At 64.1% G+C, this 21146-nt stretch carries 20 protein-coding genes and 2 pseudogenes; 6 read left to right on the top strand and 16 right to left on the bottom strand.

Annotated features, from left to right (window positions below; translation table 11 throughout):
• Positions 1 to 11: 11 nt before the first annotated feature.
• The 3 genes from CWO89_RS04570 to CWO89_RS04560 form a co-directional block, all read right to left on the bottom strand.
• Entirely contained in the window at positions 12 to 863 is an 852-nt protein-coding gene (locus CWO89_RS04570; protein WP_130577474.1) for a carbohydrate ABC transporter permease, read from the bottom strand.
• Complete coding sequence (locus CWO89_RS04565; protein WP_130577473.1) at positions 863 to 1804, bottom strand: carbohydrate ABC transporter permease; 942 nt, start codon at positions 1802 to 1804, stop codon at positions 863 to 865. The genes CWO89_RS04570 and CWO89_RS04565 overlap by 1 nt, the downstream gene beginning before the upstream one ends.
• A gap of 91 nt (positions 1805 to 1895) precedes the next feature.
• On the bottom strand, positions 1896 to 3230 hold the full coding sequence (locus CWO89_RS04560) for an ABC transporter substrate-binding protein (RefSeq protein WP_130577472.1): 1335 nt from the start codon (positions 3228 to 3230) through the stop codon (positions 1896 to 1898).
• A 330-nt stretch (positions 3231 to 3560) separates the two neighbouring features.
• On the opposite strand from CWO89_RS04560, the gene CWO89_RS45695 reads away from it, so the two are divergent.
• Positions 3561 to 3737: a hypothetical protein gene (locus CWO89_RS45695; RefSeq protein WP_165420999.1), complete on the top strand. Its 177-nt coding sequence runs from the start codon at positions 3561 to 3563 to the stop codon at positions 3735 to 3737.
• Positions 3738 to 3850: 113 nt separating this feature from the next.
• A complete protein-coding gene (locus CWO89_RS04555; RefSeq protein WP_130577471.1) occupies positions 3851 to 4153 on the top strand; it encodes a hypothetical protein in 303 nt (100 codons plus the stop codon).
• Between the two features lie 101 nt (positions 4154 to 4254).
• Here the strand turns inward: CWO89_RS04555 and CWO89_RS04550 are convergent, their stop codons facing one another.
• The 3 genes from CWO89_RS04550 to CWO89_RS04540 all read right to left on the bottom strand — a co-directional run bounded on the left by CWO89_RS04550 (position 4255) and on the right by CWO89_RS04540 (position 6509).
• A complete protein-coding gene (locus CWO89_RS04550; protein WP_130577470.1) occupies positions 4255 to 4980 on the bottom strand; it encodes a hypothetical protein in 726 nt (241 codons plus the stop codon).
• 120 nt (positions 4981 to 5100) lie between these two features.
• Positions 5101 to 5382: a hypothetical protein gene (locus tag CWO89_RS04545; protein ID WP_165420998.1), complete on the bottom strand. Its 282-nt coding sequence runs from the start codon at positions 5380 to 5382 to the stop codon at positions 5101 to 5103.
• A 164-nt stretch (positions 5383 to 5546) separates the two neighbouring features.
• The gene (locus tag CWO89_RS04540; protein WP_245475716.1) at positions 5547 to 6509 is read right to left on the bottom strand and encodes an NAD(P)H-dependent flavin oxidoreductase; all 963 of its coding nucleotides are present in this window, start codon (positions 6507 to 6509) and stop codon (positions 5547 to 5549) included.
• Between the two features lie 111 nt (positions 6510 to 6620).
• Between CWO89_RS04540 and CWO89_RS04535 the strand changes: the two are divergent.
• Positions 6621 to 8182, top strand: a pseudogene (locus tag CWO89_RS04535) (AMP-binding protein).
• A 165-nt stretch (positions 8183 to 8347) separates the two neighbouring features.
• Here CWO89_RS04535 and CWO89_RS04530 read toward each other — a convergent pair.
• From CWO89_RS04530 to CWO89_RS04515, 4 genes are all read right to left on the bottom strand, one after another.
• On the bottom strand, positions 8348 to 10399 hold the full coding sequence (locus CWO89_RS04530) for an ATP-binding protein (RefSeq protein WP_130577468.1): 2052 nt from the start codon (positions 10397 to 10399) through the stop codon (positions 8348 to 8350).
• Positions 10400 to 10676: 277 nt separating this feature from the next.
• Complete coding sequence (locus CWO89_RS04525; RefSeq protein WP_130577467.1) at positions 10677 to 11450, bottom strand: thioesterase family protein; 774 nt, start codon at positions 11448 to 11450, stop codon at positions 10677 to 10679.
• Between the two features lie 11 nt (positions 11451 to 11461).
• Positions 11462 to 12097 carry a uracil phosphoribosyltransferase gene (upp, locus tag CWO89_RS04520; RefSeq protein ID WP_130577466.1) on the bottom strand — a complete coding sequence of 212 codons (636 nt, stop codon included), beginning with the start codon at positions 12095 to 12097 and terminating at the stop codon, positions 11462 to 11464.
• A gap of 116 nt (positions 12098 to 12213) precedes the next feature.
• Positions 12214 to 13197, bottom strand: coding sequence for a LysR family transcriptional regulator (locus CWO89_RS04515; protein ID WP_130577465.1), 984 nt, complete (start codon positions 13195 to 13197; stop codon positions 12214 to 12216).
• A 101-nt stretch (positions 13198 to 13298) separates the two neighbouring features.
• Here CWO89_RS04515 and CWO89_RS04510 point away from each other — a divergent pair, with 101 nt between their 5' ends.
• Complete coding sequence (locus CWO89_RS04510; protein WP_130577464.1) at positions 13299 to 14126, top strand: oxidoreductase; 828 nt, start codon at positions 13299 to 13301, stop codon at positions 14124 to 14126.
• Between the two features lie 53 nt (positions 14127 to 14179).
• Here the strand turns inward: CWO89_RS04510 and CWO89_RS04505 are convergent, their stop codons facing one another.
• From CWO89_RS04505 to CWO89_RS04485, 6 genes and pseudogenes are all read right to left on the bottom strand, one after another.
• The gene (locus tag CWO89_RS04505) at positions 14180 to 15148 is read right to left on the bottom strand and encodes an NAD(P)H-dependent flavin oxidoreductase (RefSeq protein ID WP_130577463.1); all 969 of its coding nucleotides are present in this window, start codon (positions 15146 to 15148) and stop codon (positions 14180 to 14182) included.
• Between the two features lie 218 nt (positions 15149 to 15366).
• Positions 15367 to 15813, bottom strand: a pseudogene (locus tag CWO89_RS04500) (hypothetical protein); the annotation flags it as partial.
• A 3-nt stretch (positions 15814 to 15816) separates the two neighbouring features.
• A complete protein-coding gene (locus CWO89_RS49405; protein WP_463701560.1) occupies positions 15817 to 15972 on the bottom strand; it encodes a hypothetical protein in 156 nt (51 codons plus the stop codon).
• A 131-nt stretch (positions 15973 to 16103) separates the two neighbouring features.
• A complete protein-coding gene (locus tag CWO89_RS04495) occupies positions 16104 to 16685 on the bottom strand; it encodes a YqaA family protein (protein ID WP_130577462.1) in 582 nt (193 codons plus the stop codon).
• Between the two features lie 62 nt (positions 16686 to 16747).
• The gene (gene hisE / locus CWO89_RS04490; RefSeq protein ID WP_130577461.1) at positions 16748 to 17146 is read right to left on the bottom strand and encodes a phosphoribosyl-ATP diphosphatase; all 399 of its coding nucleotides are present in this window, start codon (positions 17144 to 17146) and stop codon (positions 16748 to 16750) included.
• A 110-nt stretch (positions 17147 to 17256) separates the two neighbouring features.
• Positions 17257 to 17694, bottom strand: a complete 438-nt coding sequence (locus CWO89_RS04485; RefSeq protein WP_130577460.1) for a hypothetical protein — start codon at positions 17692 to 17694, stop codon at positions 17257 to 17259.
• Between the two features lie 239 nt (positions 17695 to 17933).
• Here CWO89_RS04485 and CWO89_RS04480 point away from each other — a divergent pair, with 239 nt between their 5' ends.
• Together CWO89_RS04480 and CWO89_RS04475 are read left to right on the top strand one after the other, a co-directional pair.
• On the top strand, positions 17934 to 18992 hold the full coding sequence (locus CWO89_RS04480) for an ABC transporter substrate-binding protein (RefSeq protein ID WP_130577459.1): 1059 nt from the start codon (positions 17934 to 17936) through the stop codon (positions 18990 to 18992).
• A gap of 171 nt (positions 18993 to 19163) precedes the next feature.
• The gene (locus CWO89_RS04475; RefSeq protein WP_130577458.1) at positions 19164 to 20942 is read left to right on the top strand and encodes a glucan ABC transporter ATP-binding protein/ permease; all 1779 of its coding nucleotides are present in this window, start codon (positions 19164 to 19166) and stop codon (positions 20940 to 20942) included.
• The last annotated feature ends 204 nt before the right edge of the window (positions 20943 to 21146 follow it).

The following is a 21146-nucleotide window of genomic DNA, read 5'->3' as shown; positions in this document are numbered from 1 at the left end:
CACCCTTTGCCTCACCCTTTGACGGACCCGGTGATGCCGGCGACGTAGTACTCGACGAAGAAGGAATAGATCAGCGCCACCGGTACCGAACCGAGAAGCGCGCCGGCCATCAGCGAGCCCCAGTAGAACACGTCGCCGCGGACAAGCTCCGAGGTGATGCCGACGGAGACCGTCTTCTGCTCCGGCGAGGACAGGAAGACGAGGGCATAGATGAACTCGTTCCACGACAGCGTGAAGGCGAAGATTCCGGCCGAGAGGATGCCCGGCACGGCGACCGGGAAGACGATGTAGACCATCGCCTGCCAACGCGTCGCGCCGTCGATGCGTGCGCATTCCTCGAGCTCACGCGGGATCGCCTTGAAGTAGCCCATCAGCAGCCAGGTGCAGAAGGGGATGAGGAAGGTGGGGTATGTGAGAACGAGCGCCCAGGGCGTATCGCCGAGGCGGAAGTTGCGGATGATATCGGCGAGCGGGATGAACAACAGCGTCTGCGGCACGAGATAGGTGATGAAGATTCCGGTGCCGAGGCTGCCGGCGAACGGAAATTTGAGCCGGGAGAGCGCGTAGCCGGCCAGCAGCCCGCAGAAAAGCGAGATCACCGTGGCAAGCACCGAGATGAAGAAGGTGTTCAGCATCCACCGGCTGAACAGCGTCTCGTCCAGGAGATACCGGATATGGTCGAGGGTCGGATTGAGCGTCCAGAACGGCGTGTAGTTCGGCGCCATCCAGGGACGATAGAGCTCGGCGTCCGGCCGCACCGTCGTCACCATCATCCAATAGAACGGGAAGAGGAGCCCGATCACGAACAGCGCGAGCGGGAGATTGAAGAAGACCCAACGACGCCAGCGCGCACCCTCTATCATCAAAGTGTCTCCACGCGGCGGATATAGAGGAGCTGCACGACGACGACGACGAGCAGCACCGGGAACATCGCGAGCGATATCGCCGCGCCCTCACCCAACAGACCCGTGCCGACGCCGACCTGATACGCATAGGTGGCGAAGAGCTGCGTGGCGTTGGCCGGTCCGCCGCCGGTCAGGATATAGACGAGCTGGAAATCGGCGAATGTCTGGATCACCGAGAACAGCACGACGACCATGGTGACCGGCAGCAGCAGCGGCCAGGTGATGTAGCGGAAGCGCTGCCAGGGCCGCGCTCCGTCGATCGCGGCCGCCTCGGCCAGCTCCGGACTGATGGTCTGCAATCCGGCGAGCAGGCTGATTGCGTAGAACGGCACGCCGCGCCAGATATTGACGATCATCACCGAGATCAGCGCAAGTCCGGGGTCGCCCAGCCAATTGATGCGGGTGCGGATGATGCCGAGGTGAAAGAGCGTCCAGTTGATGACGCTGAAGGTCGGATCGAACATCCACTTCCACGCGAAGGTCGAGAGCACGGTCGGGATGATGAAAGGCAGCAGAATGAAGGCGCGGGTCAGGGCCTTTGCCCTGAAATGGCGGTTGAGCAGCAGAGCTAGCCACAAGCCGAGCGCCAGCTTGAAGACGGTCGTCACCGCCGTGTAGAGGATGGTGTTCCAGACCGCGACGCGGAAGATGCTGTCGTTCATCAGCACCGCGAAGTTCTGCAGTCCGACGAAGTTTCCGGGCACGCCGACCTTGGCGTCGGTCACGGCCAGCAGCACGCCCTTGACGAAGGGATAGGCGATGAAGAGGCCGAGCAGCACTGCGGTCGGCAGCAGCAGGAAGAACGCGAACCAGCGCTCGTTCTCGAGAACTCGCGTGACCGGCCCGCGCCGCGGCGCGGACACATAGGGTCTTGCAGCGACGACGGAGTCGACGGCCATCGAGCGGTTCTCCGAACGGCTGCCGGAGCGCTGCGGCCGCGGGCCGCAGCACCGAGGCGAGATCGAAACCTAGCGCGCCGAGGAAGCGGCTTCAAGCTGCATAAATCCTTGCCACCTCGTCGTGCGCCCATTTCACCGCGTCCTGCGCCGGCATGCCCTGTATCGCCTTTGCCGTCATGTCGACCATGATGTACTTGCTGAGCACCTCGGCTGCGTGGCGGTCGGCCGGCCCGGCGTAGCCGGGGAAACGTCCGGCCCGCGCCGCCGTCCGGAAGGGCAGCATCACGGGGTCGTTCTCCCAGAGCTTATCCTGCTCCCAAACCGTCGTCGCCCCGACGGAATAGCCCTGCTGCGAATCGAACCACGCCTGATAGACCGGTTTGGAGGTGATCCAGCGCAGGAACTCCTTGCCGGCCTTCTGGTCCTTCACATACTTCATCAGCATGTTCGACATCGGCAAATGATAGCCGAACTGGCCGGCGGCGCCCCTGGGCAGCGGCGCGTGCAGGATGTCCTGCCACATCGGCGTGCCGGTTTCGGTAAGATAGACTTGGGGCTTGCGCTTGGCCTCGATGTAGATCGAGGCGCCGTTCAACGTCGAGCTGATCGTGCCTGCGAGAAAGGCGCGGTTGTTGCTGGTGTCGTCCCAGGCGAGCCCACCCTCGTCATATGCGTCGTTCCAGAAGCCAACCGCGAACTTGACGGAATCGACCGTCGCCTTGGAGTTCAGCGTCACCGTCTTGCCGTCCGCCTCGACCTCCTTGCCGCCCCATGACCAAAGATACGGATAGGCATAGGTCGGCGGATCGCCGAAGCTGTGGCCGACCGTCTGCCCCAGGGGCCGGCCCTTCGCCTTCAGCTTCTTGCCGGCCTCGCGATATTCCTCCCAGGTTTGCGGGAACTTTGGCGCCTCGTACCCGATCTCCGCGAACCAGGACTTGCGGTACGCCAGTTGCGCGCCGAGCACGCACCAGGGGACCGCGATCCATTTCTTGCCGTCATTGGCGACGACGCGCGATTCCTCGTAGAAGCCGCCCTGCGCCTTGCCGATCTCCTCCGCCACATCGCTGACGTCGATGACGCTTTCGGGATAGAGCTGCGCCCAGTTGTTGAGCGCGCAGATCACGTCCGGTCCGGTGCCGGACTGAATCGCCGATGTGGTGCGCGCCTGGATGTCGTTGCCATTGATCATCTCGATGTTGAGCTTGATGCCGAGCGCCTTGGCGCATTCGGGAACGATCACCTTGCGGAGCACTTCGTCCGAGGCAGGAACGAAATCGTTCCAGCGCAGCCAATGAATCGTCGTTGCTTGTGCGTAGGCGGGCGCCTGCTTCAGGGCAAGAATTGACGCCAGTCCTCCAGTCCTCGCCGCAACTGCACCACCGCCGGAAAGCTTAAGAAGCTCACGCCGACTTATGCGAGCCATGACCTGTCCTCCCTCTATCTTGTAGTTGAATTCTCCTCTTTGCATGCAGACGTCACCCAAGAGACGTCACCCAAGAGACTTGGGCTTGAACAACTGGAGATACTAGCACGCCTGCCCAATTTCGATAACGCGTGGCGGGCGGAGGCTCGCTTGAACCGGCACTAAACCGGGGCAGCGTCGTCCTGCCGGGTAACCTTTCGCACTGCACCGTTGAGGCAGTCCATGCGTCGCCTCCGCCCAGGCCTAGGGTAGGCAGAGCACCTTCCTTGCCGACATGAAAGATGCCTTGTGCTACAATGCGCGAGGTCCACAATCAGGCGGAGCGGTCCGATGCGCGCCCTCGAAGTGTTCGTGATCTATGTCGCGCCCTTCGTCATCATCGGGATCATCGCCAGGCTCCTGATGAAGCGAAGCAGCGTCGATCTCCCCGACGTGCAGGCGCAGGCGGGAGCAAATCGCAGACCGCGCAAAGCTTTCCTGTTGGGAGGCTGGCGCAACGAGAATTGATGTCGCCCTGTTCCGCCGCCTTCAAGGGCCGCAGTGCAAAAAAATCGCGATGGCGCCAGAAGCCGGCCGCGTGTATAAGCCGGTAGCTTCTTCCGTAGCATGAAGAGGCTGATATGAACGACTTGCATGCATGGCTCTCGCAGCAGCACCATGGCTTGCGAACCTTCCAAAACTTCCAGCAAAAACTCGACGCGTTAGTGAGGGACGAGCCCGGGCAACAGGCTTTGTGCCGGCTGCTGAGCGATCTCGTTGGCGGCTACGTCGAAGCCTTCGACGAAGAACCTCTGCCCGTTGACGTCGCGGACCATGCCTATCAGCGCCTGCTTGACCTGGTTGGAAGCCTCGACCTTGAGGCCAATGCCGATCGTCGCCTGGCCGACATCAATCGCGTAGCGGCGTACGACCTGCTGCATTGATCGGGCGGATTGTGCGGGCGACTCTTCCCTGTCATTCCGGGGCGATGCGAAGCATCGAGCCCGGAATGACAGGATCGTGGGAAACTTTCTCGCCACGCCGCTCAGATCATCGCGGCGACTTTTTCCAGGCCGATGATGCGGGCGAGCGAGCGGACTTCGTTCTTCTGGTCTTCGCGGAGCTGGAACAGGAGCGGCATGGCCGCCGATTTCAATTGCTGCACTTCGTCGGAGTCCGGATCGATCGGCATCCCGTTCGCATTCGGATCGGCTTGGCGCTTCTGGTGGATCTTGCGGGCGACGGCGCGAAGCGCGGTCTCGACCGCAGGCCAGTAATATTCCTGCGACGAGGTCAGCTTCAGCCGGTCCTTGATGCCGGCGATCTGCGCATCGCTGAGCAGCGCGTAATTCTTCTGCGGCGCGGGCTTGGCGGCAGCCTTTGGCTTGGGGGGCGCCGGCGTGGCCGGCTGGGCGGCTGCAGGCTGGTTCGCGGGCGGCTCGGTCAATTTCGGCAGGCCGACATCGGCCGGCTCGGCCGACGCATAGGCCTGGCGCAGGGAGGCCGTGAGATCCGGGATGGCGGCCTGGGCCTGGGCCTGAAGCTGCGCCTGCGCCGGGGTCTGCGGCGGCGGCTCATAGGCGGCGAGCGCGTAGGCCACCACCGCGAGGCGGTCCTTCTTGCTCTCCTTGTTGGAGACGGGATGAACGGGCGCGGCTTCCTCCGCGACACTGCGCGGCATCGGCACGCTGTCACGGCTCAAAATGCTGGTGGCGGCGGCGCCAACCACGAGGAAGCAGGTCAGCGCGATGATGGTCATGGCCCTAGTCAACGACGTCTCCATCTCGCCCGGACTTCCCTTGAAATTGAACGCTAATTGCGGCGTTAGCATGCCCTTGGAACCGCCAAGGCGGGGCAAAGGCGAAAAAAACCTAATTTAAACAAGCGAAAATCAGGCCGCGGCGGCCAGTTCATAGGCTTCCTGGATGTCGGCGACGATGTCATGGGCCTCGAACAGCGCGGACCCTGATACCGAATGCAGGCTGATGGTCCAGTTGGTCCGGCGGGTGCGAGGCATGCTGACGACGTCGAATTCGACGTTGCGACAGAGCGGATGGCGCTGCAAGGCGTGGCGGACGCGGGTCCGAAGCTCATCAAGGGTCGCGGGGGTTTTGGTGAGAAAGGCCTCAAGAAGCACGTCGTATCCCCTTTGGTCCTGCGCCAGCCCGGCCATGGCGGCGGGCTGTCCTGCGCGGCTATTGTTGGGGCGGACGTGGTTAATGCCGGGTTAAGTGGTATCTCGGGGCGAATTAGTCGTAGCCCGGATGGAGCGAAGCGCAATCCGGGGTTTCGAGGGCGGGGTGACCTCATCCCGGATTACGCTTCGCTCCATCCGGGCTACAGGGCGGCGCGATATTCCTCGACCGTCCTCGCCACCAGTTCATCCACCGGGAGCACATCCGTCACGCCGGAGACCGAATGGCCGGCGCTCCAGATATCGCGCCAGCGCTTGGGGCGGCTTTCGCGGGCGCCGATGTCGATATCCTTGCCGATGTCGATGGCGCCGCGCTGCGGCAGGTTGTCGGGATCGAGGCCGGCAGCTTCGATCGAGGGGCGCAGCATGTTGGTCTGCAGGCCGGTGAAGGCAGTGGTGAGCAGGATATCGTCGGCGCCGCTTGTGACAAGCATCTGCTTGTAACTGATATCCGCCATGCTCTCGCGCGTGGCGATGAATTTGGTGCCCATATAGGCGAGGTCGCAGCCGAGCGCTTCGGCGGCGCGTAGCGCGTGGCCATCGCAGATGCCTCCGGCGAGCACGATCGGACCATCAAAGAAGGCGCGGACAGCGCGCACGAACACGAACGGATTGAGCCAGCCGGTCTGCCCACCCGCGCCCGCGGTGAGCAGCACCAATCCGTCGGCGCCGGCTTCGACCGCGCGCTCGGCGTGGTGGATCGAGGCGACGTCGGCGAACACCAGCGCGCCGGCATCGTGCAGCGGCGCCAGGACAGGTGCCGGCGAGCCGACTGAAGTGATGACCATCTCCGGCTTGTGACGCAGCAGCACGTCCAGATCCTGCTGCAGCCGCGCGTTGGAGCGGTGCACGATCAGGTTCGGACAGATCGGCGCGGCCGCCTTGCCGCTGGCGCCGGAATGCCGCTGCAATCGATCCTCGATCTCGGCGAGCCACTGATCGAGCTGTTCTGTCTCGCGGCAATTCACCGTGGGGAACGAACCGATCACGCCATTGCGGCAGGCGGCCACCACCAGCTCGACGCCGGAGACCAGAAACATCGGCGCCGCGATCAGCGGCAGCGAGAGGCGTTCGCGAAAGCGCGAGCGAGTGTTGTTCGACGGCAAGGCGTTTCTTCCCTCTCCCGGCTTGAGCCGCTTCCTTGTTGTGCTAGCGTCATCGTCAACATTGGCACGAAGAAATGCCAGACACAAAACCGACGGGGAGGAATTCTTGAGATGAGCGATCCGCTCCATGCGTTTCCACCGGTGTGCGCGCAGACGCTGCGGGCGCTGGCACGCTATCCCACGCGTACCGCCTTCAGTTGGCCTGATGGATCGATCACCTACCGGGGCACGACCGACCTGGTCGGGCGGATCCAGAACGTGTTCATGCGGCTCGGCTTCGCGCCTGGCACCCGCGTCGCGCTGCTGAGCGCCAACCGCGCCGACGCCTGGTGCGCCGGCGTCGCCGCGCAGCTCGCGCGACTTGCGATCACCTGGCTGCATCCTCTGGGATCGCTGGACGATCAGCTATTCCAGATCGAGGATTCGGACGCGCAGATGCTGATCATCGATGCCGCGACCTTCCGCGACCGCGGCGGCGATCTCGCGGCGAAAGCCACGAATATCAAAACCGTGTTCACGCTCGGCCCCGCCGATTACGGCATCGACCTGTTGCAGGCGATCGAGCAGGCGGGGCACGCTACCGCGCGCTGCCTGGCCGGACCGGACGACATCGCGACGCTGAACTATACCGGCGGCACGACAGGCAAATCCAAGGGCGCGCTGCGCCATCACCGCGAATATGGCGGCTTCGCCGGCGCGATCCTGGCCGATTTCGAAATCCCCGACACGCCGCGTTATCTCACGGTGGCGCCGACCAGCCATGTCGCCGGAACGAAAGTGCTGCCGACGCTGATGCGCGGCGGCACCGCGCACATGCTGAGGGGTTTCGATCCCGAGGCCGTGCTCAAGACCATCGAGCGGGAGAAGATCAACTTCACGCTGTTCGTGCCGAGCATGATCTATGTGCTGCTCGATCATCCCTTGCTTGATAAGACCGATCTCTCCTCGCTCGAACTGTTGCTTTATGGCGCCTCGGCGATGTCGCCGAGCCGGCTGGTCGAAGGCATCGAGCGGATCGGGCCGGTGTTCTCGCAGCTTTACGGCCAGACCGAATGCTATCCGGTTTCGGTGCTGCGCAAGGCCGACCATGATCCGAAGACGCCCGGGCTGTTCCTGTCCTGCGGCTTCCCGATCGCCGTCTGCGACGTGAAGATCCTTGATGACAATGACGAGGAGGTCGCAACCGGCGAAGCTGGCGAGATCTGCGTGCGCGCGCGCATGTGATGGCGGAATACTGGAAGCGGCCCGATACGACAGCGGAGACGCTCAAGAACGGCTGGCTGCATACCGGCGACATCGCCCGCGCCGATGAGCGCGGCTACATGTACATCCTCGATCGCAAGAAGGACATGATCGTCTCCGGCGGCTTCAACATCTTCCCGCGCGAGGTCGAGGACGTGCTGTCGCAGCACGCGGACGTTGCGATGGTCGCGGTCGTCGGCGTGCCCGACGACAAATGGGGTGAAGCGGTCACCGCTGTTATCGTCGCCCGCGACGGCGCGCGGCCGGATGCGGATGAGCTGATCAACCTGGTGAAAGCGAAGAAAGGCTCGGCGCATGCGCCGAAGCAGATCCGCTTCGTGAAGGAATTGCCGATGACCGGCGTCGGCAAGGTCGACAAGAAGGTGTTGAAGGCAAGCTTCTGGACCGGCCGCGAGCGGATGGTGGGATGACGCGCGTGCGCTCGAGACGCGCGGCAGCATCTCCGATAGGTGCGCCGCATCGCTACGCGACGTCATTGCGAGGAGCGTAGCGACGAAGCAATCCACGCCTCCGCGTGCGTCGCTATGGATTGCTTCGCTCCGCTCGCAATGACGTGGAGAGAGCTGGGGTAACGCTCACCGCAGCAATTGGTCCAGCCGGTCGCGCAACTGATCCTGGTGGTAGGGCTTCGCCAGTCGCGGCAGGTCGACCTGCACGCCGTCGGGCAGTTCGGCATAACCGGTGGCGAGCAGGATCGGCAGTGACGGGCGCACTTTTCGCGTGGCGGCGGCAAGCTCGAGCCCGGTCATCCCTGGCATGACGTGATCGGTCATCATCAAATCGAGCGGCTGCTCGCTGCGAAGGATGTCAAGCGCGTGCAGGCCTGAGGTGGCGCCGATCACGCGGTGGCCGAGATCCTCCAGCATCTCCGTGGTCGACATCGCGATCAAGGGATCGTCGTCAACGAACAGGATCACCGCGGAGCGCTTGAGCTTTCGCGACGGCGGCGCTGGGCTCGCTGCTTCCGCCAGGACCGTCGCAACCGGCAGCATCAGCGTTGCGGTGGTGCCCTGGCCTTCGATGCTGGAAAGCTGCAGCGTGCCGCCGAGTTGCACGGCGAGCCCATGCACCATCGACAGTCCGAGCCCGGTGCCCTTGCCGAGCGGCTTTGACGAGAAGAACGGCTCGATCGCGCGCTTCAGGATCTCCGGCGACATCCCACTGCCGGTATCGATCACCGACAGCTTGAGATAACAGCCCGGCATGAGCGACGGATCCTTTACGGCCTGATCTTCCGACACCTTGATGTCGATTGCGCCGCCATCCGACATCGCATCGCGCGCGTTGATCGCGAGATTGAGGATCGCAAGCTCGAGCTGGTTGGCGTCGATCCGCGCCGGCGGCAGGCCTTCGGGCAAATCGAGGTGCAATGCGATCCGCGGCCCCAGCGAGCGTTCGAGCAGATTGCTCATGCCCCGGATCAGCGCGCGCAGATCGACCGGCTCCACGCGCAGATCCTGCTGCCGGGCGAAGGCGAGCAGCCGCTGCGTCAGCGAGGCGCCGCGCTCGGCCCCCTGCATTGCGCCGTCGATGAGGCGATGCAGGCGCTGGTCGCTGGGCAGGCGCTTGCGCAAGAGCTCGAGATTGCCCATCACCGCCATCAGGAGATTGTTGAAGTCATGGGCGATGCCGCCGGTGAGCTGGCCGATGATCTCCATCTTCTGCGCATGGCGGAGCTGCTCCTGTGCCTTTTCGCGGGCGGCGACCTCTTTCAGGAGGTCGGCGGTGCGCTGCTCGACGCGCTGCTCCAGCGTCGCCGTCAATTCCGAAAGCGCGGTGCGCTCGGCTGCAAGCTGCGCCAGCAGGTTTTCGCGCTCGATCTCGGCGGTCTTGCGCAGGGTGATGTCGGAGCAGACGCCGACCAGCGATTTGAGGCTGCCATCGGGCCGGCGCACGGCGCGGGCGCGCACGTCGAGCCAATGCTGCGAGCCGTCCGGCCAGATCACCCGGTATTCGATCGCGTAGTGCTTGCCGGTGCGGATGCTTTGTGCCAGGACGCCGAGACGCCGCTCGCGGTCGTCGGGATGTACGGCGTCGAGCAGCTCCGGATAGGTGAACCGCTCGCTCGTACGGCGCCCGAAATAGGTCTTGCAGATGTCCGAAGCCTCGAGCTCGAATTCCGGCAGATGCAATTCCAGCGCGCCGAGCTGGCCGGCGTTCAGCGCGGTCTGCAGCAGGCTCTCGCTTTCGGTGAGGTCTTCGAGGATGGCGCGGGTCTGGTACTGGCGGCGTCGGCCACGCACTGCGGAGCTGACGATGCTCGCAAGCGTGGTGGGATGAAACGGCCGCTCGATGAAGGTGACATTGCCCAGGATCTTGCCGAGCCGTACCGCGCCGGGATCGCGCTCGGGGCTGCCGCCCTGGGTCAGAAGCACGATCGGGAAATCCGACCATGCCGGCTGATCGTTGAGCCATCGCGTCAAGCTGGTCAAATCCGTCCCCACGATCGCGTCATCGGCGATCACGGCGAGCCCCGCGCCGCTTGCGATCTCGCGCCTCAGCGCGGTGAGATCGCCGCAGATGTTGGCATAGTAGCCCGCCTCACGGATCAGGCAGGCGGTCTCGACCGCTTCACGCTCGCTCGAAGCAAGGACCACCGCGCGTTCGGAGGAAGGACCCGGCCTCACGGTACGCTCCGGGCTAAAAAAGACTTGGCTGCAATAGGATAGGAAGCGACGACGGCTGACGCTTGCCCGGCAGCGAGCGTCCGTCCGCCGGCGGCTAAATCAACGCACTTCATGATGGCCCTCAACGAAGGGCCAAACTCGCCCGGCATCGAAGCGTTCCAAGGCGATGAAGCGATTTTTCGCCGCGTTACTCTAGATCATCGAGCATGATCTTCCCACGCAAACGCTTCGCGTTTGTCGCGAGGGAAAACCGGTTTCCACTTTTCCGGATCATGCTCTAGCGCTTCTCGATCACCAGGCTTTGCACGGCGCGGCCGAAATAGCCGCGCTCGTCGGCGAGCCGCGACATCGCAAGCCCTGCCCCGTCAGGTCCGATCCAGCTTTCGCCGTCGAGCAGGATCCACTCGCCGACCGGTTGTCGCGCCAGGCTCACGGTGAGGTCCGCATTGATGAAGGTCCACTCCCGGAAATCGAGCGTGGACGAGGTGCCGTTACTGAAATCGGCGGCGACCACCGCGCGCATGGCCTGCGACACCGGCGATCCCGCGATCAGCGGCCGGTCGACGCGAAACCAGATCGCGGCAGGACCAACCATGCCGAAGCGGCCGCGCGCGGCGCGCATCGAGATGCATCTGGTGAACGGGCTGCCGGGGTTATCGGCAGGCTCGAACATCGATTGATCGGGGCCGGGAAGCCCGAGCGGCAGGTCAACGACGTCGGGCGGCAATGCCTGCGCCTGCGACTTGATCCGCAGCACGGAGGCCGCGACCACAGGCACGCCTTCGGCCAGGAGCCGCACGCCGCAGAGCTGGATCTTGCGGCCCTCGCGCAAGATTTCGGTCTCGATGGTGAGCGACGCGACCGGCACCGGCCGCATCAAGTCGATGGTGACGCGCGCGACCTGCATCGGCACCGGCGTGGGCAGGGACTCCGCGGCCCACACCACCAGCGCCGCAGGCGCGGAACCGTGCTGCATCTGCGGATGCCAGGGGCCGGCGGCATCCGGGCTGGTGACGACTTTGTTGCCGTCAACGCGGAAGATGGGGTCCATGATAACTGGGCCTATTTGGTGCCGAACATGCGGTCGCCGGCATCGCCGAGGCCGGGCAGGATGTAGCCGTGGTCGTTCAACCGCTCATCGATGGCCGCGGTCCAGAGCGGCACATCGGGATGCTCCCGCTGAAAATGCGCGATGCCCTCAGGGGCGGCCAGCAGGCAGACGAAACGGAGGTCGCGGGCGCCACGCTTTTTCAGGAGGTTCGCACCGGCGACGGCGGAATTGCCGGTCGCCAGCATCGGGTCCATCAGGATCGCGGTGCGATCGGCCAGATCGTGCGGCGCCTTGAAGAAATATTCCACCGCTTCCAGCGTCTCGGGATCGCGATAGAGCCCGATATGCGACACGCGCGCCGACGGCACCAGCGCGAGCATGCCGTCCAGGAATCCGACGCCGGCGCGCAGGATCGGCGCGAAGGTCAATTTCTTGCCCGCGATCATCGGCGCCTTCATCGGCATCAGCGGCGTCTCGATGTCGACCAGTTCGAGCGGCAGGTCGCGCGTCACCTCGTAGCAGAGCAGCATGCCGACCTCGTTGACGAGTTCCCGGAAACTCTTGATCGACCGGTCGCGCTCACGCATCAGCGTGAGCTTGTGCTGCACCAGCGGATGGTTGACGACGTTGACGGCGGCGGCGCTCATGGCGGTATTTGTCGCACAGGGTCGCTGCCCGCATCAAGGGTTCGTGACGCCGCGCCGGTGCACGGATGGCCCTCGCCGCCGGGTTATCCAAGACGACAAGCGGAAGCCGTTCGCCTTCACTTGCGAATATTTGCCGATTGCATAGACCGCACCGATTTCGAAGCGTGCGCTGGCTTGGGAATTCCGCCCGCTTTTCGCGCCACGGCCGACGGCAGTTCTTCCCGCAGCAGATCGATGAAGGCACGCAAGCCAGCGGTCATGTGTCGATGCCGCGGGTAATAGAGGCGCAATCCGGGAAACGGCGGCGTCCAGTCTTCAAGGGCCGCGCGCAAGCGGCCACAGGCGAGATGATCGGCGACCCACCACTCGCTCACGAAGATGAGGCCGAAGCCATCCAGCGCGGACTCGACCATCAGGGCATCGTTATCGAGCGTCAGCCTGCCCGGCACGTCCAACGCGACCTCCTCGCCGCGCTTCTCGAACTCCCACCGGTACAGCTTGCCGCTGGGCATCCGCCTGCGAACACATTCATGGGCAAGCAGATCCGAAGGCGAGCGCGGCACCGACATCCGTTCGAAATAGGACGGCGCGCCTACCACGAGGAAACGCGAGTCCGGCCCGCAGGGGACCGCCACCATGTCTTGCGGAACGGCTTCGGCAAGCCGAATGCCCGCATCAAAGCCTTCCGCGACGATGTCGATGTGACGGCCCTCCATCGTCAGTTCGACCTGCATGTCGGGATATCGCCGCAGGAATTTTGCAACGACAGGCCGCAAGATCTGATGGCCGGCGCGCTCCTTCAGGCTGATGCGCAGCGCGCCCGCCGGCGTGTCGCGGAAGACGTTCACGTCTTCCATGGCGCCGGCGATCTCGCGCAACGCCGGATTGACCCGTGAGAGGAAGCGCTCGCCCGCCGCCGACAACGAGACGCTGCGCGTCGTGCGGTTGATGAGGCGAACGCCAAGCCGCTTCTCCAGCCCTGCCACCGCATGGCTGAGGGCCGATGGCGAGATGCCGAGCTGCGTGGCCGCCGCGCGGAAACTGCGGTGGGCCGCGATCGCGGCGATGGCGTTCAGTTCGAAAAGGCCAGCATCGATCATTGTTCGATATTCTGCATCAGGTCATGTCAATTTATGCCGATTGTTGCATTAATCAATCCGCCTATCTGTGATCCGGGATTTGGGCCGAAAGGACATCACAGATGGCAAAGACATTCCTCATCACAGGCGTTTCCACCGGCTTCGGCCGCGCACTGGCCGAAGCTGCCCTGCGGGAAGGCCACACGGTCGCCGGCACCGTGCGGAAGCAAAGCGACCAGGAGAATTTCGAGAAACTCGGCAAAGGCGCGCACGCCGTGATTCTCGACGTCGCCAACACCAGCAGGGTCGCCCCTGCGGTCGCTGAGATCGAGCGCAGCATCGGCCCGATCGACGTGCTCGTGAACAATGCCGGCTATGGCCACGAGGGCATCCTGGAAGAGTCCTCGATCGAGAATTTGCGCCACCAGTTCGAGGTCAACGTGTTCGGCGCGGTGGCCATGATGCAGGCGGTGCTGCCTTACATGCGCAAGCGGCGCTCCGGGCACATCCTCAACGTCACCTCGATGGGCGGCATCATGACGTTTCCCGGCCTGAGCTACTACCACGGCAGCAAGTTCGCGCTGGAGGGGATTTCGGAGACGGTCGGCAAGGAAGTGAAGGACCTTGGCATCAAGGTGACGGCGATCGAGCCGGGCGGCTTCCGCACCGACTGGGCGGGACGATCGCTGGTGCGGGCGGCGCGATCGATTTCCGACTACGACCAGGTGATGAACCCGGCGCGCCAGCGCCGCATGGAATATAGCGGCAAGCAGATCGGCGATCCCGCGAAGGCCGCGCAGGCGATGTTGAAGGTCGCGATGTCGGATGATCCGCCCGCGCATCTTCTGCTTGGCAGCGACGCCGTGCGGCTGGTCGAGGAGAAGATCAAGGCGCTTCAGGCCGACTTCGAAGCGTGGAGGGACCTTTCGCTTTCCACCGACGTTGCCTGATCAGGAAAGCACTGGCGGTCCCGTGCGCAACGCCGGGACCGCCAATTGATTGATCACAATGCCGGATCGACCGCTTCCTCGTATTCCTTCTTGAAGCGCGCGATCAGTTCGGCGGCGGGCACGATCTTTTCGACGCTGCCGACACCCTGGCCTGAGCCCCAGATCTCCTTCCAGGCTTTCGGCTTCGCCCGCTCGCCGGAGGCGTCGGTGCCGAAGCTCATCTTGGAGGGATCGGAGGCCGGCAGATTGTCCGGGTCCATGCCGGCGGCGACGATCGACGGCTTCAGGTAATTGCCGTGCACGCCGGTGAACAGGTTGGAATAGACGATGTCTTCGGCGGCCGAGCCGGTGATCATGCTCTTGTAGCCTTCGACCGCATTCGCTTCCTTCGTCGCGATGAAGGCCGAGCCGATATAGGCGAAGTCGGCGCCGAGGATGCGCGCGGCGCGGATCGCCTTGCCGTTGCCCATCGCGCCCGACAGCGCGATCGGACCGTCGAACCACTGCCGCGTCTCCGCAACGAAGGGGAACGGCGACAGCGTGCCGGCATGGCCGCCCGCGCCGGCCGCCACCAGGATCAGGCCGTCGGCGCCCTTCTCGATCGCCTTGTGGGCGAACTTCTGATTGATCACGTCGTGGAAGACGATGCCGCCCCAATTGTGCACGGCCTGATTGAGCTCCTCGCGCGCGCCAAGCGAGGAGATGATCATCGGCACCTTGTGCTTCTCGCAGAGCGCGAGATCATGATCGAGCCGGTTGTTCGACTTGTGCACGATCTGATTGACCGCGAACGGCGCCGAGGGCCGTTCGGGATGCGCCCTGTCATAGGCCGCGAGCTCTTCCTTGATGCGCCCCAGCCATTCGTCGAGCAACTCCGGCGGCCGCGCGTTCAGCGACGGAAACGATCCGACCACGCCGGCCTTGCACTGCGCGATCACGAGATCAGGCACGGAGATGATGAACAGTGGCGCACCGATCACTGGAATCGACAGACGGCCCTTGAACAAGGCAGGCATGGACATCAGAGAAGATCCTTCGATTAGCTGGGAAGAGAGACTAGGCCAAAGATGCCAGACATCATACCAGCAAGGCAATCTTTCCAGTGTCAAGTATTGCGTTTTCGCGCTATTGCCGTAGCCCGGGTGGAGCGGAACGCGTAACCCGGGACGTCTGTGTCCGCATCTGCGAGCGGACCCGGGTTACGCTGGCGCTCCACCCGGGCTACGAGAGCTACAGAGCGCTATTGGCAGATCGCCCGCGTGACGAAATTTTCCGTCCGGCAGTCATTGGGTCTGCGCTTGTGGCCGGGAACGAACACGATCGGCGAGCATTTCTCGGCCGCATCGGTGTCCAGGCTCTTGCCTTCCTTGTAGCCCTTGCTCTGGCAGAGCTTGTCGGCGCCGGCCTTGCAGTCCGGCGCGCCGTTGGCTGCGACCAGGCAGGCCGCGCGGCCGGTGACAATCAATGACGGTCTTGTGAGAGCAGACAGGCCCTCGCCCGCATCCTTGGCGCGGGCGTTGAGATCATCAACCGTCTCGCCCGGGCTCTTCAAGGACGGCAGGATCGACTTGGACTTTTCGAACAGCTTGCTGATCTCGTTGATGAGGCCCGGGTTCTCCTCGCGCTCAGGCGGCGGAGCTTGGTTCGGCTGGGGCTGTGACTGGACACCGAGCGAGATTGGAGGCGCGGCTTACGCAAAAGCGAGATCGGAGGCGAGCATCAGCGTCGACACGACAACGGCCGCCTTGGCGACGGGCGGTCCGATGCGAAACGAAAGCTCGACTCGATCAAGCATGCCGAAGCGTAACCCGAGGACGACGACACGGCAAAGCGCTTTGCGCCACACCTACCACCCTCATCCCGAGGAGCACGCTTAGCGCGCGTCTCGAGGGATGGGCCACGGGCTCGATTGGGCCTCATGGTTCGAGACGGCGCTTCGCGCCTCCTCACCATGAGGGGAGAGAGTTCTCGCGCGCGCTAAACCAGCTTGAAGGCGATGTAGAAGCCGAGCACCAGCACGATCGCGCCGATTGCGACCCAGAAGCCCAGCCGCTTCTCCAATTCCTTGCGAATGAAATCGCCGTAGCGGTTGAGCAGGACCGCGACAATGAAGAAGCGGCCACCGCGCGCGACGATGGAGCACAGGATGAACAGCCAGATGTTATAGCCGGCGAAGCCCGAGGTGATGGTGACGAGCTTATAGGGGATCGGGGTCAGGCCCTTGAGCAGGATGATCACCGCGCCCCATTCGGCATAGGAGGCGCGGAAGGCGTCCACCTTGTCGCCGAGGCCGTAGATGGTGATCAGCCAATGGCCGACCGAGTCATAGAGCAGCGCGCCGATGGCGTAGCCGAGCACGCCGCCGGCGACCGACGCGATCGTGCAGACGGTGGCGAACCACCAGGCGCGCCTCGGCTGCGCCAGCGACATCGGCAGCAGCATGATGTCGGGCGGAACCGGGAAGAATGAGCTCTCAGCGAAGGCGACGGCGGCCAAAATCCACAGCGCGTAGGGTTTGTCGGCGGCGTCGATGCACCAGTCGTAGATCCGTTTCAGCATGGGCGCGATCAACCATCATGGAGCGCATTTGTCCATGCCGGCAAAAGAGGATTGTTGGCGGGTCAGCGCCGCTTCCGCAGGCTGCTTTCGAGCGCGACAATTCGCCGCCGCACGACCGGCTCGGCCGACGGCTTGGCCAGCCTGGCTCCGGTCTTCGGCAGTTTTTCGGCGATTCCGAGTAAATGCTCGCGCCGTTCCATCTCTTTCCAGACATCCTCCGGCTTCACCCCGGCGGCTGCCCACAAAACAGTCAGGTTATAGAGAAGGTCGGCGCTCTCGCGCACCACGGCGTCGGTCTTGCCGCTGAGGGCGTCGATCACGACCTCGATCGCTTCCTCGGCCAGCTTCTTGGCCATTTTTGACGGCCCGCGCTGAAACAATCGGGCGGTGCGCGACGTCGCCGGATCAAGATGCCGGGCCGCGAGAACCGCCTGATAGAGCCGATCGAGCGAATCACTCATTCCTCAAGCCTAATTCAAACCTCTGGCCAGCGTGTTAACATGCTGGCCAATGGGCGAAAAAAATCCACCGGCCGCGCGGGCCGGTGGCCTCATCTCGATCAAAATCGCGTTTACCAGCTCGCGAGCGGGTGACCGCGATAGTACGGCACGCCGCGGCCATAGCCGCCGCCGTAGTAATACGGGCCGCCGCCATAATAGGCCGGGCCACCGTAATAGACCGGGCCGCCACCATAGTAGCCGTAGGAATCATAGTAATCGCGGCGGTTCTGGGCGGCGGCGATCGCAAGCCCCGCACCGACGATGCCGGCAAAGGCTGCCGCAGCAGCCGCGCCGCCACCACCGCCGCGATAATATCGCCGGCGGGCGCTGATATCGGTGACGTCGCTGGTGCCGGTCTGCGCCGTGACCTGCTTGGTGACCTCCTTGGCCTTCGGGGCCGAGCCCGCATAGGCCATCGACGGCTCGACCGCCGTCAGCGCGACCGCCGCGACGGTAGCCAGTGCGGCTGCGCGGCCGATCGATGAAAACACACCTTTTCGCGCAAACATCTGAGTAGTCCTCCGTGGAAGCTCGGCCCGTCGGGCCACTCATAGCCAACCACGGGTGCGATCCTAAGTTCCCCAAACCAAACGCAGGCTGAACGATCCCTGGCGAAATCGTGGCAGTCATCAAGCATTCAGGTTAGAAGCGGCAGAATGGCACCGCTGAACGGGCGAAAACGCGCGTTCGGTGTCACGAAACAGACATACCCAGCGCGACAGATTGTCTCGCGTCTCCTGACGTCATCATGCGCGTAACCTCAACTTCCACCCGCCGCGATTTCCTGGGCCTTGCAATCGGCCTCGGCGCCAGCCTGTGCTCTCGCGCAAGCCGCGCGCAGAGCGCAGGCGTCGCCAAGCAGCCGATCACGATCCAGCTTACGCTCGACCGCCCGATCGACGCGGCGGTGTCGCCCTTCGTGATGGCAGGCGTCGGCGGATCGTTCGGCGCGGAGGGGCTTGCGGTCACCACCAACATCGCGGGCGGATCGCAGGACGCGATCGGGCGCGTCAGCGCGGGGATGAGCGATTTCGCGCTGGTCGACATCAACACGCTGATCCGCGCGCGCGACCGGAATGGCGCCGCACCGGTCAAGGCGATCTTCGTGCTGTTCAACCACGCGCCCTACGCCATCATCGCGCGCAGGAGCCGCGGCATCCGTGCGCTCTCCGATATCGAGGGCAAGAATCTCGGCGTCGCCGAAGGCGATCTCTCGATCCGGCTGTGGCCCGCGGTCGCCAGGCAGAACGGCATCAAGCCGCAAAGCGTGAAGCAGAACAGCATCAGCGCCGCGGTCCGCGAGCCGATGCTGTCGGCGGGACAGGTCGACGCGGTCACCGGCTTCTCCTATCTGTCGGCGATCAACCTGCGCGATCGCGGCGTGCCGGCGGACGATCTCGCAGTGCTGCGCTTCGCCGACTACGGCTGCGAGGCCTATGGCGCCGCGCTGATCGTCAACCCGAACTTGGCAGCCGCCAAGCCCGAGGCCGTGAAGGGCTTTATGCGGGCGGTGATCACGGGAACACATCTTGCGATCAAGGAACCCGCACGAGCGGTCACCGAAGTGGTGAGCCGCATGGATGCCGGCTCACGCGAACTGGAATCCGAGCGGCTGCGCGCCATCATCGGCGACAACATCCTCACCGCGGAAGTGAAGCAGCACGGCCTCGGCGGCATCGATACGGTCAGGTTCGAGCGGTCGATCGACCAGATCGCGGAGGATTTCAAATTCCAGAAGCGGCCGACCGCGGCGGATATTTTCGATGACGCATTCCTGCCGCCGGCCGACGCGCGCGTGGTGAATTGAGCAAGAGTAGCGCCGCGCCCGTCATTGCGAGGAGCGACAGCGACGAAGCAATCCACGCCTCCGCAAGCGGAGATATGGATTACTTCGCTCCGCTCGCAATGACGTGGAGAAACGGCGGGAAAGAGCATCGCGCTCTGGTTCTTGCACGTAATCCCGGATTAGAATGGCGGCATGTCGCTGCTTCGTCTTTATGTTCGCGTGCTCGAATTGCTCGGCAAGGAGGCGCGGCTCGGCTGGATCCTGGCCGGCGCCAATCTCTTGCTCGCCTGCGCGCAATTCGCCGAGCCGGTGCTGTTCGGCAAGATCGTCGACGTGCTCTCGGGCAAGCCGGTCACCGGACTGATCGCGTCCACCTCGCCATGGCCGCTGCTCGCGGCCTGGGTCGCGTTCGGCCTGTTCACGATCGGGTGTAGCGCCATCGTGGCGCTGCATGCCGACCGGCTCGCGCATCGCCAGCGGCAGGCGGTTTTGACTGATTATTTCGAGCACATCCTGCAACTGCCATTGACCTTTCACACCGGCACCCATTCGGGACGGCTGATGAAAGTGATGCTGAACGGCACGGACGCGCTGTGGCGGCTCTGGCTCGGCTTCTTCCGCGAGCATTTTGCCGCGATCCTGTCGCTGGTCGTGCTGTTGCCGCTCTCGCTCTACATCAACTGGCGACTCGCGATCCTCCTGTTCGCGCTCTGCGTCGTCTTCACCGTGCTGACCACGCTGGTGGTACGCAAGACCTACGGCATGCAGAGCGAGGTCGAGGAGCACTACAGCGATCTCTCCGCGCGCGCCTCCGACGCGCTCGGCAATGTCGCGCTGGTGCAGAGCTTCGTCCGCATCGACTCGGAAGTGCAGGGCCTGCGCTTCGTCGCCGACAAGCTGCTCGCCGCGCAAATGCCCGTGTTGTCGTGGTGGGCGCTGGTGACTGTGATCACGCGCGCCTCCACCACCATCACCGTGCTTGCGATCTTCACGGTCGGCATCGTGCTGAACCAGCAAGGACTGACCTCGGTCGGCGAGATCGTGATGTTCGTCTCCTTCGCGACCATGCTGATCCAGAAGCTCGAGCAGGTGGTGGGCTTCATCAACAACGTGTTCATGGAAGCGCCGCGCTTGAAGGAATTTTTCAACGTGCTGGACGCGGTGCCGGCGGTGCGCGACCGTCCCGGCGCGATGGATGCAGGCCGGCTGTCGGGCCTCATCGAATTCAACGACGTCTCCTTCTCCTACGACGGCAAGCGTCCGGCGGTGGAGGATCTGACCTTCACCGCGCTGCCTGGCCAGACCATCGCGCTGGTCGGCTCGACCGGCGCCGGCAAGTCGACCGCGATCGCGCTGCTGCACCGCGCCTTCGATCCGCAGTCGGGCATCATCAAGATCGACGGCATGGATATCCGCGCGCTGAAGCTGACCGCGCTGCGCAGGAACATCGGCGTGGTGTTCCAGGAGGCGCTGTTGTTCAACCGCTCGCTCGCCGAGAACCTGCGCGTCGGCAAACCTGATGCCACCGACGAGGAACTTCGCACGGCCGCGGCGCGGGCGCAGGCGCTGGAATTCATCGAGCGCAGCGAGAAGGGATTCGACACCCATGCCGGCGAGCGCGGCCGCATGCTGTCGGGCGGCGAGCGGCAGCGCCTGTCGATCGCCCGCGCGCTGCTCAAGGACCCGCCGATCCTGATCCTGGACGAGGCCACCAGCGCGCTGGATGCCGTCACCGAGGCCAAGGTCAACGCCGCTCTCGATGAAGTGATGAAAGGCCGCACCACCTTCGTGATCGCGCATCGCCTCTCCACCATCCGCCACGCCACCCGCATCCTGATGTTCGACAACGGCAGGGTGATCGAAAGCGGAACTTTCGATGAACTCGTCGCAAAAGGCGGCCGTTTTGCCGATCTCGCGCGGGCCCAATTCATGGTCCAGGAGAACGCGCGAGCAAGCCTGCAGGCGGAATAGGCCGCGCTTCACCGGCCGCGGAATTGTCGAAATTCGGCCGATTTCGTCCACGATTAAATAACCCGGCCTCTGTTCTCCAAAAGCGACCCGGTATAGGGTTTGCACCGCCGCAAAATTGGCCGGCGCCGGACACGCTTGAAACCGGAACGTCACATCTGAAAGCCCACCTTGGCCAAGGCGTTTGTTCAAGGCGGGTCTTCAATC

The organism is Bradyrhizobium sp. Leo170, assembly GCF_004296405.1.
In the GTDB taxonomy this organism is placed as follows: domain Bacteria; phylum Pseudomonadota; class Alphaproteobacteria; order Rhizobiales; family Xanthobacteraceae; genus Bradyrhizobium.
The sequence above is the reverse complement of the archived record's forward strand: the minus strand, read 5'-3'. Positions and strand labels throughout refer to the sequence as shown.